This is a genomic window from Rhodococcus sp. W8901, from assembly GCF_013348805.1.
In the GTDB taxonomy this organism is placed as follows: domain Bacteria; phylum Actinomycetota; class Actinomycetes; order Mycobacteriales; family Mycobacteriaceae; genus Prescottella.
Window position 1 is genome coordinate 4445499 of record NZ_CP054690.1, and the last position, 14854, is coordinate 4460352.

Consider the following 14854-nt stretch of genomic DNA (forward strand, 5'->3'; position numbering starts at 1 on the left):
GATCGTCAACTGTTCAAGCTTTGGACAGCGCGCGTGGGGCACACCGTCAGACGGTGATGTCCAGCGCGCGGATGCGGCTGTAGAGCGTGGTGCGGCTGATCCCGAGGCGGGCCGCAGCGTGCACCTTGTTACCGCCGCTCTCGTTCAGCGCTTCGACGATCGCGTCGCGTTCGGCCCGCTCCCGGCCGCCGAGTCGCGCCACCTTGCCCGACGCTCGGTAATCCTCGGGGAGGTCCAGGGCCCGGATCGGGGTGCCGTCCAGCTTGTCGGGAAGGCCCGCGAGCACGGCGCGAAGTTCGACGAGGTTGCCCGGCCACGTGTGCTCGGACAGCGCCGCCAGCGCGCTCGGCCCCACCCGGAGATCCGCGCGGCCGAGCTCGCCCGCGAGCGCCGCGACCAGGCGGTCGAGCTCCCGGATCCGCTGCCGCAGAGCTGGAATCGCGACCTGGGCACCGCACCGCGCGAGCAGATCCCGCACGGCCGGTTGCCCGCCGTCGACCGGGTCGCTCGTGAGCACGATCCGCGGGCCGCTCGGGTTCGCCACGAGGGACGCGACCAACGCCAGTACCGGTTCGGGCGCCAGGTGCACGTGCTCGATCAGAACGAACGCGGGGTCGCGCGCGACGACCGCGAGCAGGCTCGCCGACCACTCGTGTTCTCCCTGGCCGACGATCTGGGCCGCATCGACCACCTCGAGCACGTTGACGGCGCCGTCGACGAACTGCCGCGCCGCCCACGTCCGACCGCTGCCCGGCTCGCCGACGAGGGCGAGTGAACCGGTGCCGGAACGTAACTCGCGCAGCCGGCGCCGCAGTCGCGACGTCGCGTCCTGCGGGGTCGCGGTGCGCCGCACCGGCGTCCTTGTGTCGCCGATGTCGAGCAGGAACAGCGCTCCGCTGTCGGCGCCGGCGACCCGGTCGATCCGCAGTCCGGTACTCCCGCCCGCGGACAGCACGAAGTCCAGCGTCCGGGTCTCCCCCGCCGGGACATCCGCGGCGAGCGCACACAGCGCGGCATGGTCGCTCGGCCCGAGCATCTCGACGGCCGCCTTGTTGGTGAGCATGATGTCCTGCCCCATCGCCGCGACCGCGAGTCCGCGCTGCCGCGCCGCGCGCTGGAAGGCGTCCACCACGCGGCGGTCCGACTCGCGCGCCCCCTCGAGCAACCGGGCCTCGATGTCCCCGGCCGCACGGGCCAGGAACGGCGCGAACAGCGGGTTCGCGGTCTTCTCGGTCGCGGTGATGTCGAGGATGCCCTCGATCCGGCGGGTCACGGGGTGGACGATCGGGTGCCCGTAACAACTGAACTGGCGGAACGACTCGAGGAAGTGCTCGTGCCCGTGGACCACGAGGCCCTGGCGCACCTCGAGCGGCGTGCCGAGCGCGTTGGTGCCGTAGTTCTCCTCGCTGAGCACGACGCCGGGCAGCACCCCGACGCCCTCCATCGCGAACCGCATCGCATCGGAGTCGAACACGCGGGACACGACACGGCAGTCCCGGTCCACGAGCAGGATTCCGCATCCCGTCCCCGACAGTTGCACCCCGATCTCGTCGAGGACCGGGCGGGCCGCCCGCAGCAGTCGGCCCGCCGAGTCCGACGGGTCGAGCAGCGCCGGTTCGGGCACCCGGGCGGGGTCGATTCCGCTGAGCTTCGAACGCTTCCAGGATAATTCGATCTCCGGCCGTAAACCGTGCACCACTGCTACTTCCTCCGATCAGACGCGATCGATCAGTTCGAGCGACAGCTCCCGCATCTCCACCTTGCGGATCTTCCCGGTGACCGTCATCGGGAACTCGTCGACGAGGTGGACGTACCGCGGGATCTTGTAATGTGCCAGGCGTCCGGTACAGAACGCCCGGATCTTCTCCGCGTCGAGCGGTTCGGCACCGTCGCGCAGCCGGACCCACACCATCAGTTCCTCACCGTACTTCGGATCGGGCACCCCGATCACCTGCGCGTCGAGGATGTCGGGATGGGTGTAGAGGAACTCCTCGATCTCGCGCGGGTAGACGTTCTCGCCGCCGCGGATCACCATGTCCTTGATCCGGCCGGTGATCGCGACGTAGCCGTCCGCGTCCATCACCCCGATATCGCCGGTGTGCATCCAGCGTGCGGGATCGATTGGCCCCAGCTTGTATGGTCGCTCCGCAGGCTCCGCTCCTGCGGTCATCTCCGGGTTCTGCCAGTAGCCCAGCATCACCGAGTATCCGCGCGTGCACAGCTCGCCGGGTTCTCCGCGCGGCACCGTCAGCCCCGTCGCCGGGTCGACGATCTTGACCTCGAGATGCGGGCCGACCCGGCCGACGGTGGAGACCCGCTGGTCGATGCTGTCGTCGCGACGGGTCTGCAGCGACACCGGTGACGTCTCCGTCATGCCGTAGCAGATCGACACCTCCGCCATGCCCATCCGCTCGATGACCTGCTTCATCACCTCGACCGGGCACGGCGAACCCGCCATGATCCCGGTGCGCAGGCTCGACAGGTCGTAGGACTCGAAGTGCGGGTCGGCGAGTTCGGCGATGAACATCGTCGGCACGCCGTACAGCGACGTGCACCGCTCGGCCTGTACCGCCGCCAGTGTTGCAGCCGGGTCGAACGCCGGTCCGGGGATCACCATCGCGGCGCCGTGGCTGGTGCACGCGAGGTTTCCCATCACCATGCCGAAGCAGTGGTAGAAGGGCACCGGGATGCACACCCGGTCGCGCTCGGTGTAGCCGCACAGTTCACCGACGAAGTAGCCGTTGTTGAGGATGTTGTGGTGACTGAGCGTTGCACCCTTCGGGAATCCCGTTGTCCCGGAGGTGTACTGGATATTGATGGGCTCGTCGGCGGACAGTGCCGCCTGTGCCCGGGCGAGCGTCTCGGGACTGCCGGCGTGTGCGACCCGCCCGTCGGCGACCAGAGTGTCCCAGTCCGGGCCGCCCAGCAACAGCACATGCTCCAGGCGGGCACACTCTGGCCGGACCTGATCGATCATCGCCGCGTAGTCGGAGGTCTTGAACGACGGCGCGGCGACCAACATCCGGATCCCCGCCTGGTTCAGCACGTACTGCAGCTCGTGGGAGCGGTACGCGGGGTTGATGTTGACGAGGATCGCGCCGATCTTCGCGGTCGCGTACTGCACCAGGGTCCACTCGGCGCAGTTGGGAGCCCAGATGCCGACGCGGTCGCCCTTCACCACTCCGCGACCGAGCAGCCCCGACGCGACCGCGTCCACATCCGCCGCCAGTTCGCTGTAGGTCCATCGTCGTCCCGAACCGCGATCGATCAACGCGTCACGGTCGCCGTGCGCCGCGACCGTGCGGTCGAAGTTGTCGCCGATGGTGTCGCCCAGCATGGGCGCGTCCCACACTCCCGAGGCGTAGCTCGGCAGGGATCCTGACAGCGAAGTTGTGGTCATCGCGTTTCCTCTCCGGGCGCCGCCGCGGCGCCCACTGGGGAATCCCGGCGGTGCGGGCTTCCTCAACGTACTCGCTCGACTGTGATGTAGGACATAGTCGACTGTCGGGGGTGCCGACAACTGTTCAGAGTTCGAACACCCCCGACGTCGACCCCGGTCGGGGACCGGTTCAGAGCGCGCGGTCCTTCGTCTCGACCAGCGCCTTGGTGCACACGAAGCTGACGATGCCGAGCACCGCGAGCATGAGGCCGATCGCGAAGCTGCCGAAGGCAGAGGCGAGCGGCGCCGCGATCAGCGGCGGGACGGCGCCACCGAGCACGCCGGCCAGGTTGTAGCCGAGTCCGGCGCCGGTGTAGCGGTAGCGGGTGTGGAACATCTCCGGCAGGAGCGCACCACACGGTCCGTAGGCCATCCCGAAGATCGCGAGCGTGACGCACATCCCGATCACGAAGGCCACCGGGGACCCCGAGTCGAGGAGCGGGAACAGGACCAGCGCCCACCCGACCGCGAGGACGCAGGACAGCATGATGACCCGGCGGCGGCCGATCCGGTCCGAGTACAGCGCCGAGACGACGATCGCCGCACCGAACACGACGGCGGCGACGATGCCGACCACAAGCACGAAGGGGCGGCTGAAGCCGAGGGTCTTGGTTCCGTAGCTGGTGAGGAACGCGGTGCCCATGTAGAAGAACGCGAACAGGGTCGCGAGCGCGCCCGCCGAGAGCAGGATCTCCTTGGTCTGGTAACGCCACGCGTCGAGGAACGGAAGCGTCCGGGGACCGGCGTCGGCCGCGTCGATCTTCTGGTTGGCCCGGAACACCGGGGTCTCCTCGATGGCCAGGCGCATGTACAGCCCGATGCCGACGAGCACGATGGAGAACACGAACGGCACCCGCCAGCCCCACATGAGGAAGGCCTCGTTCGCATCACCGAGCACGGCGCCGGTGATGAGGAACGTGCTGCTCGACAGCACGAAAGCGATCGCCGGGCCCAACTGGGGGAACATCGCGTACAAGCCGCGCTTGTCCGGCGGCGCGTACTCGGCGGTGAGCAGAGTTGCGCCCGCCCACTCCCCGCCGACCGCGAAGCCCTGGCCGAATCGGAGCAGCACGAGGATGATCGGCGCGGCGACACCGATCGTCTCGGCGCCCGGCAGCAGGCCGATGAGGAGCGTCGAGATGCCCATCAGCAACAGGGTCGAGACGAGGGTCTTCTTGCGGCCGATCCGGTCACCGTAGTGCCCGAACAACATTGCGCCCACGGGCCGGGCGATGAACGCCACCGCGAAGGTCGCGAACGACGCGACCGTGCCGGCGGTGGAACCGAGCGCTGGGAAGAACACCGTCGGAAAGACCAGTGCGGCAGCGGTTCCGTAGATGAAGAAGTCGTAGAACTCGATCGTCGTTCCGATGCAACTCGCGATCGCCACCCTGCCCACGCCGGTGCGCGGAGGTGTGGCGTTCGCCGAGCCGACCGATGGCGACACAGTCGTCATGGATCCCTCTTCTCGAGCCGTGCGCGACGCCCCGATTGGCGTCAGCGACTGCGAGGAAAGGTAGTGATCCGGGTCACTGGCCAACTACCCCCGAAAAGGGGGTGGAGTGACGCCTGTCACTCAGCCGCCGTCGCCACGGGTGGTCTCCGGGCGATCACCACCGCGAGGATGCCACCCCAGAGCGCCGCGAACCACAGCGCCTCCAGCCCGACCAACCGGTGCGCGGTGGCCCCAAGGAAGGCGCCGACGACCATCGCCGCCCACAGCAGGAAATGCCGCACCCACCCCCACCGATCCCCGCCGGAGAACGCGGTGACCAGGCGCTGCCCCATCTTCACGAGACTGCCGGTCATGTAGGTGAGACTGATACTCACCTCGCCCTCCCGCTCGAACGTAGTGTTCTCCGCGCCCATCGCGGTGATCATCAGCGAGATCGCGACAGGCGTCCACCCGGCCAGGTGCGCGGTGGCGGCGAGGATCAGCAACATGGTCACGAGCGTCAGGACGGCCGACCTGTGGCGGATACCGAATCGGCGGCCGGTCACCGATCCGATCATCACACCGACGACGAACAGCGCGACGATCCCGGCGCCGGTCAGCGCGGTGGTCACCAGACCGTCGGCCGCGGAGACCGAGAGCTTGGTGGAATTGCCGCTCATGAAGGAAACGAAGAATCCGCCGAGCATGATGAAACCCATCGCGTCCACGAATCCGGCCAGACCGGAAAGGAATACCGCGACGACGAGCACGCCCCGTGGGTAGTGGACGACCACCCCTCCGACGATAAACCCACCCGGGCGGCACCCGGGTGGGTTCGGTCGTCAGTGCGTCGGTACGTCGGTCCGTCAGGCGGTGACCGTGTCTTCGTCCAGGCCGCACGCGCCACGCAGTTCCCGCGCGACCTCGCCCCACACCGTGGAGTAGGAGGCGATCCCGGGAGCGGCGATCCATTCGGCGTCTCCGGCCTGCGCCTTCTGCAACGCCTCGGCGAACAGATCCTGGTAGCGCGACAGACGCGGCACGAACGCGGACACGTCGTCGAACACGTCCTGCGCCTTCTTGTCGAGGGCAGCGAGCGAATCGAGGTCGGCGTCGCCGCCGGCAACGAGTTCGCGCAGCGGGCCGTCGAGCTCGAGGAAACGCTCGTGGATCTCGGCGATCGAGTCCTCGTCGATGGACACCCGCTCGGCGTCGAGCTGGTCGCCGAGCTCGGCCAGACCGGCATCGGTCAGCGTGAACGCGCCGTCACCGGTCTCCTCCGCCTTGCCCTGTGCGAGCAGCGCGTCACGCGCTGCCGCCGCGGACGCGGCGACGACGCCGAGCTGCGCGGCCAGGACGTCGGCCGTCACCTGCCCCTTCAACCGGATCGTCTGCAGCAGTGCCAGTTCGTCGACGTTGCCAGCGAAGGCCATCGTGTTCTCCTCGTGTGTGCGATAAGTCCAGGAGAAACCTACAACTCGAGGATGGTGGGCGGGGACGTCAGCGGGTCCGTACGCGAGGTGTCCTTGAGCGCGACGCCCGAACGTCCCAGTCGGTGCGCGCCGTCGACCAGCATCGACACCACCCGCGCCGCGTCCCGGTAGCCGAGGCCGTCGGGCGGGTGGATGTTGGACACACAGTTCCGGTCGGAGTCGGCGCGGCCGGGCCGGGGCCGGTGCGTGAGGTAGATCCCGAGGCTGTCGGCCACGGACAACCCGGGACGCTCGCCGATCACGACGATGAGGGTGCGCACGCCCAGCGCCTTCCCGATGTGGTCCCCGAGCGCGACGCGCGCGCCGGTCGCCACCACGGGCGGTGCGATGTGGTACCGGTCGGACAAGGCCTCGGCCAGTGCCCCCAGCAGTGGCACGCCGTGGTCGGTGAGGGCATGTGGGGACAACCCGTCGGCGAGGACGACGCCGATGTCCGCGTCAGTCCGGGCCACCGGCTCGAGCGTCTCCGGCACGCGGCCCAGGTCGGGGCGACGCAGGTACTCGCCGCGGTCGCGTACGCGACTGCGCACGACGGCCGGTGCGCCGAGCCCGACTCCGGCGACCCCCGCGGCGAAGGCGTCGACGTCGAGCGGTTCGTGCACCGCGTCCCGGGCGGCGGCGTGTGCGACCCGGAACTCGAGCACCCGGTCGGTGGGCAGCGAATCGCCGGCGCGGCCGAGGCCGATCCGCGCCTGGGTGCTGCGCCGCAGTTCGTCCCAGAAGTCCGTCATCGGCCGGTCACCAGTTCGCGTAGCGGCGACGAGTCCACGTCGGCGGGCAGGATCCGGCCGTCCGCGTCCGCCATGCCCAGGCGTTGCAGCCACGCCTCGAACTCGGGCGCCGGTCGCAGTCCGAGCACGCGCCGGACGTACAGCGCGTCGTGGAACGACAGGCTCTGATAGCCGAGCATCACGTCGTCGGCGCCGGGGACGGTGATGACGAAGGCCGTCCCGGCGGCGCCGAGCAGGGTGAGCAGGGTGTCCATGTCGTCCTGATCGGCCTCGGCATGGTTGGTGTAGCAGACATCGACACCCATCGGCAGACCCAGCAGCTTTCCGCAGAAGTGGTCCTCGAGTCCGGCCCGGACGATCTGCTTGCCGTCGTACAGGTACTCCGGCCCGATGAAGCCGACGACGGTGTTCACCAGCAACGGCTCGAGATCGCGCGCGACGGCGTACGCGCGGGCCTCGAGCGTCTGCTGGTCGACGGGACGCCCGCCGGTCCCGAGATGGGCGCCCGCGGACAGGGCCGGGCCCTGACCGGTCTCGAGATACATGACGTTGTTGCCGACGGTGCCGCGGCCCAGGGCCCGCCCCGCCTCGTTCGCCTCCCGCAGCAGCGAGATGTTCACGCCGAAACCGGAATTGGCGCCCTCGGTTCCCGCCACCGACTGGAAGACGAGATCAACCGGCGCACCGGAGTTCACGAGGTCGAGCGTGGTCGTGACGTGCGAGAGCACGCACGACTGCGCCGGGATGTCGAAGCGCCGACGGATGTCGTCGAGCAGGTGCAGCAGGTCGAACGTCGCGTGCGGCGAATCGGTGGCCGGGTTGATGCCGATCACCGCATCCCCACAGCCCAGCAACAATCCGTCGAGCATCCCGGCCGCGATTCCGCGCGGATCGTCGGTGGGATGGTTGGGCTGCAGTCGCGTCGCGAGAGTGCCCGGCCGCCCGATCGTGGTCCGGAAGCCGGACGTCACCGTGATCGCGCGTGCCACGGCGATCAGGTCCTGGTTCCGCATGATCTTGCTGACCGCGGCCACCATCTCCGGGGTCAGACCCCGCGAGACGGCGGCGAGGGTCGCGGCCGCGTCGGGTGTCGCGGTGGTCGCCAGCAACCAGTCCCGGAAGCCGCCGACCGTCAGGTGCGAGAGCGGGCCGAACGCGACCCGGTCGTGGGAGTCGACGATGAGGCGGGTCACCTCGTCGTCCTCGTACGGCACCACCAGGTCGTTCAGGAACGTCTCGAGCGGCAGGTCCGCGAGGAGCCACTGCGCGGCGGCACGCTCGGCATCGGATCCTGCTGCGCACCCGGCCAACTCGTCACCCGAACGTAGTGGGGTCGCCCTCGCCATGAGGTCGACCAGCCCGTCGAACGTGTGGGTGGTCCCGGAGATCTGCCGGCTGTATAGGGTCACCCGACCTCCTCCCCCGCCTTCGCGACGACGAGCGGCACCGGCGACGGACCGGGGCGGGCGCCCCGCTCCCAGTCGATTCCGAGGATCGGTGCCACCCCCGCGAGGGCGGTGAGTTCGTCGGCGCCGAACACCCGGCCGCGGCTGAGCAGTCGCACCCCCTCGGGTGCTTCGAGGCTGAATCCGGCGCCGCGGCCGGGCACGACGTCGAGCACCAACTGTGTGTGTTTCCACGCGTCGAACTGGGGGCCGGAGATCCACACCGGGACCGCGTCGTCGTCCTCGGGGTCGGACGCCGACGTCTCGCCGACACCGGCCCCCAGGTCGAGGACACCGAGCAGCACGTCGCGGTCGCCGACCACGAACTCCCCCAACGGGAAACACATCGGCGCCGATCCATCGCAGCAGCCGCCGGACTGGTGCAGCATCAGCGGTCCGTGGACGTCGGCGAGGTGTCGCAGCAAGGCGGCCGCGGCCGCTGTCACGACCGCCCGGGCAGGCGCGGGACTCACGCGAAGTCCAGGACGATGCGGCCGTCGACCATTCCGCGATCGAGTTCGTCGAAGATGTCGTTGATGTCTTCGAGCCGACGGGTGTGCACGGTGGGGTGGATCGACCCGCGAGCGTAGAAGTCGAGCGCCTCGGCCATGTCCTGGCGGGTACCGACGATCGACCCGCGCAGGGTGAGTCCTCCCAGGACGGTGCCGAAGATCGGGGTCGGGAAGTCCCCGGGAGGCAGTCCCATGAACGTGATGGTGCCACCGCGTCGGGCCATGCCGATCGCCTGCCTGAACGCGGCCGGATTGACCGCGGTCACCAGCACCGCGTCGGTTCCGCCGGTGGCCTGCCGAACCCGCTCGACCGGGTCCTCCTCGAACGCGTTGACGAGCACCTCGGCGCCGTAGCGGGCCGCGAGCGCGAGCTTGGAATCGGCGACGTCGACCGCGGCGACCCGCAGCCCCATCGCCGTCGCGTACTGCACCGCGACATGGCCGAGCCCGCCGATGCCGGAGATCGTCACCCACTGACCCGGTATGACGTCACTGACCTTGAGCCCCTTGTAGACGGTGACCCCGGCGCACAGGACCGGAGCGACCTCGATGGGATCGGCGCCCGCCGGAACCCGTGCCGCGAAGCGGGAGTCGACCAGCATGTACTCCGCGAACGAACCGTCCACGGTGTAGCCGCCGTTGATCTGCTTCTCGCACAGCGTCTCCCAGCCGGTGCGGCAGTACCGGCACTCGAGGCACGACGACCACAGCCACGCGTTGCCGACAAGATCACCGACCGCGAGTTCGGTCGCGCCCTCCCCCAGTTCCACCACCTCGCCGTAGCCCTCGTGTCCCGGGATGAACGGCGGCTCCGGTTTGACCGGCCAATCGCCCTTGGCCGCGTGCAGATCCGTGTGACAGACACCGCTCGAGCGGACCTTCACGAGCGCCTGGTCGCGGCCGGGCCGCGGTATCGGCACCTCCTCGATGGACAGGGGCTTTCCGAACTCGCGGACGACCGCGGCCTTCATCGTCTCGGTCATGAGAACCTCCGATGGTGTGGGGCGCGGCGCCCGCGCGGACAACACCTGCGGGCGACGCGCGCTGTGCTGTCGGATCGGAATCGGATCAGAAGAAGCCCTGCGCCCCGGGCGCGTAGCTGACGAGCAGGTTCTTGGTCTGCTGGTAGTGGTCGAGCATCATGTGGTGGTTCTCGCGGCCGATTCCGGACTGCTTGTAACCGCCGAACGCCGCGTGCGCCGGATACTGGTGGTAGGTGTTGGTCCACACCCGGCCGGCCTGGATGTCGCGTCCGGCCCGGTACGCGACGCCGCCGTCACGCGACCACACGCCGGCACCGAGACCGTAGAGGGTGTCGTTCGCGATCGCGATGGCGTCGTCGTAATCGGCGAACGACGTCACCGACACGACCGGGCCGAAGATCTCCTCCTGGAAGATCCGCATGCCGTTGTCGCCGGTGAAGATCGTCGGCTGCACGTAGTAGCCGTCCGCCAGGTCGCCGCCCAGTTCGGCCCGCTCACCGCCGGTGATCAGCCGGGCGCCCTCGTTCGTGCCGATCTCGATGTACGACAGGATCTTCTCGAGCTGATCGTTCGACGCCTGCGCGCCGATCATCGTCTCGGTGTCGAGAGGATCGCCCTGACGAACAGCCTTCGTGCGCACCGCGGCGAGCGCGAGGAAGTCGTCGAAGATGTCCTTCTGGATCAGTGCACGCGACGGGCACGTGCACACCTCGCCCTGGTTGAGCGCGAACATCGTGAAGCCCTCGAGCGCCTTGTCCTGGAAGTCGTCGTCGGCGGCGAGGACGTCGGAGAAGAAGACGTTGGGGCTCTTCCCGCCCAGTTCGAGTGTCACCGGGATCAGGTTCTGCGACGCGTACTGCATGATCAGCCGGCCGGTGGTGGTCTCGCCGGTGAACGCGATCTTCCTGATCCGCGGGCTCGACGCGAGCGGCTTCCCGGCCTCGGTGCCGAAACCGTTGACGATGTTGACGACACCCGCGGGGAGCAGGTCGCCGATGAGCGAGAACAGGTACAGGATCGAAGCCGGCGTCTGCTCGGCGGGCTTGAGGACGACGGCGTTCCCGGCAGCCAGGGCGGGGGCTAGCTTCCACGTCGCCATCAGGATCGGGAAGTTCCACGGAATGATCTGCCCGACCACGCCGAGCGGCTCGTGGAAGTGGTACGCGACGGTGTCGGAGTCGATCTCCGAGAGCGAGCCCTCCTGCGCGCGGATCGCGCCCGCGAAGTAGCGGAAGTGGTCGATCGCGAGCGGAATGTCGGCATTGAGGGTCTCGCGGATCGGCTTGCCGTTGTCCCACGACTCCGCGAGCGCGATCTTCTCGAGGTTCTGCTCCATCCGGTCGGCGATCTTGTTCAGGACCACTGCCCGCTCGGCCACCGACGTCTTACCCCAGGCGGGCGCGGCGGCGTAGGCGGCATCGAGCGCGAGGTCGATGTCCTCGGCCGTCGACCTCGCGACCTGACAGAACGACCTTCCGGTGACCGGGGTCGGATTCTCGAAGTACTGCCCCTTCGCCGGCGCCACCCACTCGCCACCGATCCAGTTGTCGTACCGCGATTCGAAGGACATCAGGGCGTCGGGCGAACCCGGGCGGGCATATACGCTCATCGAAGACTCCTGTCTGTGCTGTCACCTCCCCACGCCGGGGTGTGATATAGGACACTAGACACGTCGATGTTGCAACTGTGTCGGATCGAAGGTCACAACTGCGCGGCGGGCGACCCGAACAGGATCCGCGCCTGCCCCGCCGGCCCCCGGAATCGGGATGCCGGAAACCACGACGAATCCGGCAGTCCTCTGGCTAATGTGCGGATCGGGTGGAATACGTTTCACCGACCGAATCACGTGGTTCTGGAGGAATACTGATGCAGTTCAATCTGGCGGATGTCTTCGAAACGGTCGCGGCGGCAGTACCCGACCGCATCGCGCTCACGTACGAGGGCGAGCACCTGACGTACGCCGAGTTGGACGGCGAGGCGAACAGGACGGCCCAGCTACTCGCACACGCCGGAATCGAGCCGGGTGAGCACGTGTCGTTGTTCCTGAAGAACAGCATCGAGCACGTCACATCGATCCTGGGCTTGATCAAGATCCGCGCCGTGCCGATCAACGTCAACTACCGGTACACGCCGGCCGAGCTCGAGTACATCTTCACAAACTCGGACTCGGTCGCGGTGGTCGTCGAACTCCCCGAACATCAACGCGCGCTCGCCGAACTCCTCGGCGCCTGCCCGCAGGTGCGGACCGTGATCGTCGTCGGTGAGACCACCGACGAACTGCGCTCGGCGGCTGAGGCACGCTCGATCACCGTGGTGCCGTTCAGCGGTACGCGCGAGCTGCCGCCGACCGCGGAGTTCGGCCCGCGGAGCGGCGACGATCAGTACGTCCTCTACACGGGAGGCACCACCGGATACCCCAAGGGCGTCATGTGGCGACACGACGACTTCTTCCGCAAGCCACTGTCCGGCGGCAACCCCTACGGCGAAGAGAACCGGAAGGACCTTGCCGAGATCGCCTCTGCGGCAAAGGAGTTTCCCAGCCTCTCCTACCTGATCGCGGCACCCCTCATGCACGGCGCCGCACTGTACTCGCTGTTCACGTTCCTCACCCTCGGCGCACGGGTGGTACTCATGCGGGACTTCATCCCCCGCAAGGTGGTCGAGGCGGTCGAGAAGGAATCACTCCAGGTGATCCTCATCGTCGGCGACGGGATGGGCCTGCCCCTGGTCGACGAGATGGAACGCCGCAAGGGCGAGGTCGACTTGAGTTCGCTGTACTCGATCACGTCAGGCGGAGCGATCTGGTCCGTCAGCGTGCGGGAGCGGATGCTCGCGGTCAAACCCGAACTGCTCCTACGGGACAACTTCGGGGCCTCCGAATCCGGAAACGACGGCGCGTTCACCGTCGACGAGAACGGCAACCTGCGCATGCCGCCGTCCCCCAACATGATCCTCGTCGACGAGCGACTCGAACAGATCCCGGCCGGGTCCGACCAGGTGGGGTACATCGCCCGCATCGGCAACGTCCCACTCGGCTACTACAACGACGAAGAGAAGACCGCACGCACCTTCCCGACCCGCGCCGACGGCACCCGCATCTCGGTGCTGGGCGACATGGGCACGATCGAGGCGGACGGCACAATCGTCTTCCTCGGACGCGGGTCGCAGTGCATCAACACGGGCGGCGAGAAGGTCTTCGCGGAGGAGATCGAGGCCGCACTCCACGCACACCCCTCGGTCGCCGACGCCCTCGTCGTACCGGTGCCCGACGAGCGAATGGGCCAACGGGTCGCGGCCGTGATCGCGGTGTACCCCGACGCCGCGGAGCTGACGCTCGACGACGTCCAGGAGCACTGCCGCAAGACGCTCGCCGGATACAAGGTCCCGCGCGCCATGGTGTCCGTCGACGAGGTCAAGCGGACCCCTGCGGGGAAGGCCGACTACCGGTGGGCCACCGCGATCGCGTCGTCGGAATCGATAGGGGCACAGGGCTAGTAGCCCGCACCGAACCGTCGGTCGAGCATACGCAGGAGGGCCTCCACCTGCGTATGCTGCGGCGAGCCGTGATCGAGTGTGGACAGGTAGGCCACCCACGCGTCGCGGTCGTGACGACCGTGGATCGAACTGGTCCACGAGGCGAGCAGACGCGCATCACCACCACGCAGGACCGTCGCCTGCACGCGCATGCGCAGTTCCTCGCGGACGTCCTCGATGCCGGGCGCATCCGAGCCCGTCAACACCGGGCCGTCGTACAGGCGCAGCGCCGACTCGAGATCGCCACGATCGAGCATCGACCGCACGTCGCCGACGTCGGACTCGAGCGGCGCGAGCAGGCGGTACGGTCGTGAACCCAGCCGGTTGGCACCGAAAACCTTACGTAGACGCGACATCTCGACCCGCACGGTGACCGAATCGAGTTCGGTCTCGTCGAGCAGCACCGCGAGATGATCCGCAGCGAGACCCTCGGGGTGTTCCGCGAGCAACAGCAGGATCTCCGCGTGCCGGCGCGACAGATCGTGCCGCTCACCGTCGAGGACCAAGGCCGGGCGCCCCGACCCGAGCACCTCGAGGCGGGGCACCGACGTCGACGGCGGTCGCGGGGCCGCCAAGGCCTGCAACCGCATTTCCGCCTCGGCCGCCGCAACCGTGGCACGGACGAGGGCGAGCGCCTCCGGCACCGCCACCCGGGGTCCGCCGGTGATGTCGAGCGCCCCGATCACCCGCCCCGTCACCGGGTCGTGGATCGGGGCCGCCGAGCAACTCCACTCGTGGCACGCGCGGTTGAAGTGTTCGGCCGCGTAGATCTGGACGACGTGGTCGAGCGCGAGTGCGGTGCCTGGCGCGTTGGTACCCACGCGTTCCTCGCTCCAGTCGGCACCCTCGACGAAGTTGATGCTCAGCGCGCGGTCCTTCGCCCACGAGTCGCCGTCGACCCACAGCAACCGGCCACGGGCGTCGCTGAGCGCGACGAGCAGACCGGTGTCCGCGGTGTCCTCGACCAGCAACTGTCGCACCACCGGACGGATCGCGGACAGCGGATGCGCGGCCCGGTGCTGCGCGAGTGCGGCACCGTCGAGTGCCACCGCGTCGTCGACGACGTCCGGACTCACTCCGCTTCCACGGCTACGCAGCCACGACTCGCGGACGACCGACCGGACGGCATCGGTTTCGGTTTCGGTTTCGGTTTCGGCGTCGACCGATTCAACAAACAGTTGATGCGCCGAGGACGTCCGTTCCGCGAGCACCGCGAAATCGTCGCCGGGGCGCAACGCAATCCACGGATTGCGTGGGCCGAACTCCTGACCTGTCATCGACT

The 14854-nt window shown here is 68.6% G+C and carries 12 protein-coding genes; 1 reads left to right on the plus strand and 11 read right to left on the minus strand.

The annotated features are described in order from the left end of the window. Positions 1-46: 46 nt before the first annotated feature. From HUN07_RS20675 to exaC, 10 genes are all read right to left on the minus strand, one after another. Positions 47-1696 carry a sigma-54-dependent Fis family transcriptional regulator gene (locus HUN07_RS20675; protein ID WP_174914915.1) on the minus strand — a complete coding sequence of 550 codons (1650 nt, stop codon included), beginning with the start codon at positions 1694-1696 and terminating at the stop codon, positions 47-49. A gap of 18 nt (positions 1697-1714) precedes the next feature. Beyond that, the gene (locus HUN07_RS20680; protein ID WP_174912396.1) at positions 1715-3400 is read right to left on the minus strand and encodes an AMP-binding protein; all 1686 of its coding nucleotides are present in this window, start codon (positions 3398-3400) and stop codon (positions 1715-1717) included. A 169-nt stretch (positions 3401-3569) separates the two neighbouring features. Next, positions 3570-4895: an MFS transporter gene (locus HUN07_RS20685; RefSeq protein WP_174912399.1), complete on the minus strand. Its 1326-nt coding sequence runs from the start codon at positions 4893-4895 to the stop codon at positions 3570-3572. A 116-nt stretch (positions 4896-5011) separates the two neighbouring features. After that, entirely contained in the window at positions 5012-5668 is a 657-nt protein-coding gene (locus HUN07_RS20690; protein ID WP_114718822.1) for a YoaK family protein, read from the minus strand. 72 nt (positions 5669-5740) lie between these two features. Beyond that, on the minus strand, positions 5741-6307 hold the full coding sequence (locus tag HUN07_RS20695; protein WP_174912402.1) for a hypothetical protein: 567 nt from the start codon (positions 6305-6307) through the stop codon (positions 5741-5743). Positions 6308-6345: 38 nt separating this feature from the next. Continuing rightward, on the minus strand, positions 6346-7098 hold the full coding sequence (gene eutC / locus HUN07_RS20700; RefSeq protein ID WP_174912405.1) for an ethanolamine ammonia-lyase subunit EutC: 753 nt from the start codon (positions 7096-7098) through the stop codon (positions 6346-6348). Beyond that, positions 7095-8444, minus strand: a complete 1350-nt coding sequence (locus HUN07_RS20705; RefSeq protein WP_441346833.1) for an ethanolamine ammonia-lyase subunit EutB — start codon at positions 8442-8444, stop codon at positions 7095-7097. The genes eutC and HUN07_RS20705 overlap by 4 nt, the downstream gene beginning before the upstream one ends. A 59-nt stretch (positions 8445-8503) precedes the next feature. After that, entirely contained in the window at positions 8504-9016 is a 513-nt protein-coding gene (locus HUN07_RS20710; RefSeq protein ID WP_174912410.1) for a DUF779 domain-containing protein, read from the minus strand. Continuing rightward, positions 9013-10038: an alcohol dehydrogenase AdhP gene (adhP, locus tag HUN07_RS20715; RefSeq protein WP_114718817.1), complete on the minus strand. Its 1026-nt coding sequence runs from the start codon at positions 10036-10038 to the stop codon at positions 9013-9015. Before adhP ends, HUN07_RS20710 begins: the two co-directional genes overlap by 4 nt. A gap of 85 nt (positions 10039-10123) precedes the next feature. Then, positions 10124-11647, minus strand: coding sequence for an acetaldehyde dehydrogenase ExaC (exaC, locus tag HUN07_RS20720; protein ID WP_174912413.1), 1524 nt, complete (start codon positions 11645-11647; stop codon positions 10124-10126). A 257-nt stretch (positions 11648-11904) separates the two neighbouring features. Between exaC and HUN07_RS20725 the strand changes: the two genes are divergently transcribed. After that, positions 11905-13533 carry an AMP-binding protein gene (locus HUN07_RS20725; RefSeq protein WP_174912415.1) on the plus strand — a complete coding sequence of 543 codons (1629 nt, stop codon included), beginning with the start codon at positions 11905-11907 and terminating at the stop codon, positions 13531-13533. Here the strand turns inward: HUN07_RS20725 and HUN07_RS20730 are convergent. Continuing rightward, positions 13530-14849 carry a GAF domain-containing protein gene (locus HUN07_RS20730; protein WP_174912418.1) on the minus strand — a complete coding sequence of 440 codons (1320 nt, stop codon included), beginning with the start codon at positions 14847-14849 and terminating at the stop codon, positions 13530-13532. The two genes, HUN07_RS20725 and HUN07_RS20730, sit on opposite strands and share 4 nt — an antisense overlap. Positions 14850-14854: the final 5 nt, after the last annotated feature.

Coding starts and splice junctions, on each gene's coding strand:
- HUN07_RS20680 (WP_174912396.1), bottom strand. CDS start 3,400: ATGACCACAACTTCGCTGTCAGGATCCCTGCCGAGCTACGCCTCGGGA.
- HUN07_RS20685 (WP_174912399.1), bottom strand. CDS start 4,895: ATGACGACTGTGTCGCCATCGGTCGGCTCGGCGAACGCCACACCTCCG.
- HUN07_RS20695 (WP_174912402.1), bottom strand. CDS start 6,307: ATGGCCTTCGCTGGCAACGTCGACGAACTGGCACTGCTGCAGACGATC.
- eutC (WP_174912405.1), bottom strand. CDS start 7,098: ATGACGGACTTCTGGGACGAACTGCGGCGCAGCACCCAGGCGCGGATC.
- HUN07_RS20705 (WP_441346833.1), bottom strand. CDS start 8,444: ATGGCGAGGGCGACCCCACTACGTTCGGGTGACGAGTTGGCCGGGTGC.
- adhP (WP_114718817.1), bottom strand. CDS start 10,038: ATGACCGAGACGATGAAGGCCGCGGTCGTCCGCGAGTTCGGAAAGCCC.
- exaC (WP_174912413.1), bottom strand. CDS start 11,647: ATGAGCGTATATGCCCGCCCGGGTTCGCCCGACGCCCTGATGTCCTTC.
- HUN07_RS20725 (WP_174912415.1), top strand. CDS start 11,905: ATGCAGTTCAATCTGGCGGATGTCTTCGAAACGGTCGCGGCGGCAGTA.
- HUN07_RS20730 (WP_174912418.1), bottom strand. CDS start 14,849: ATGACAGGTCAGGAGTTCGGCCCACGCAATCCGTGGATTGCGTTGCGC.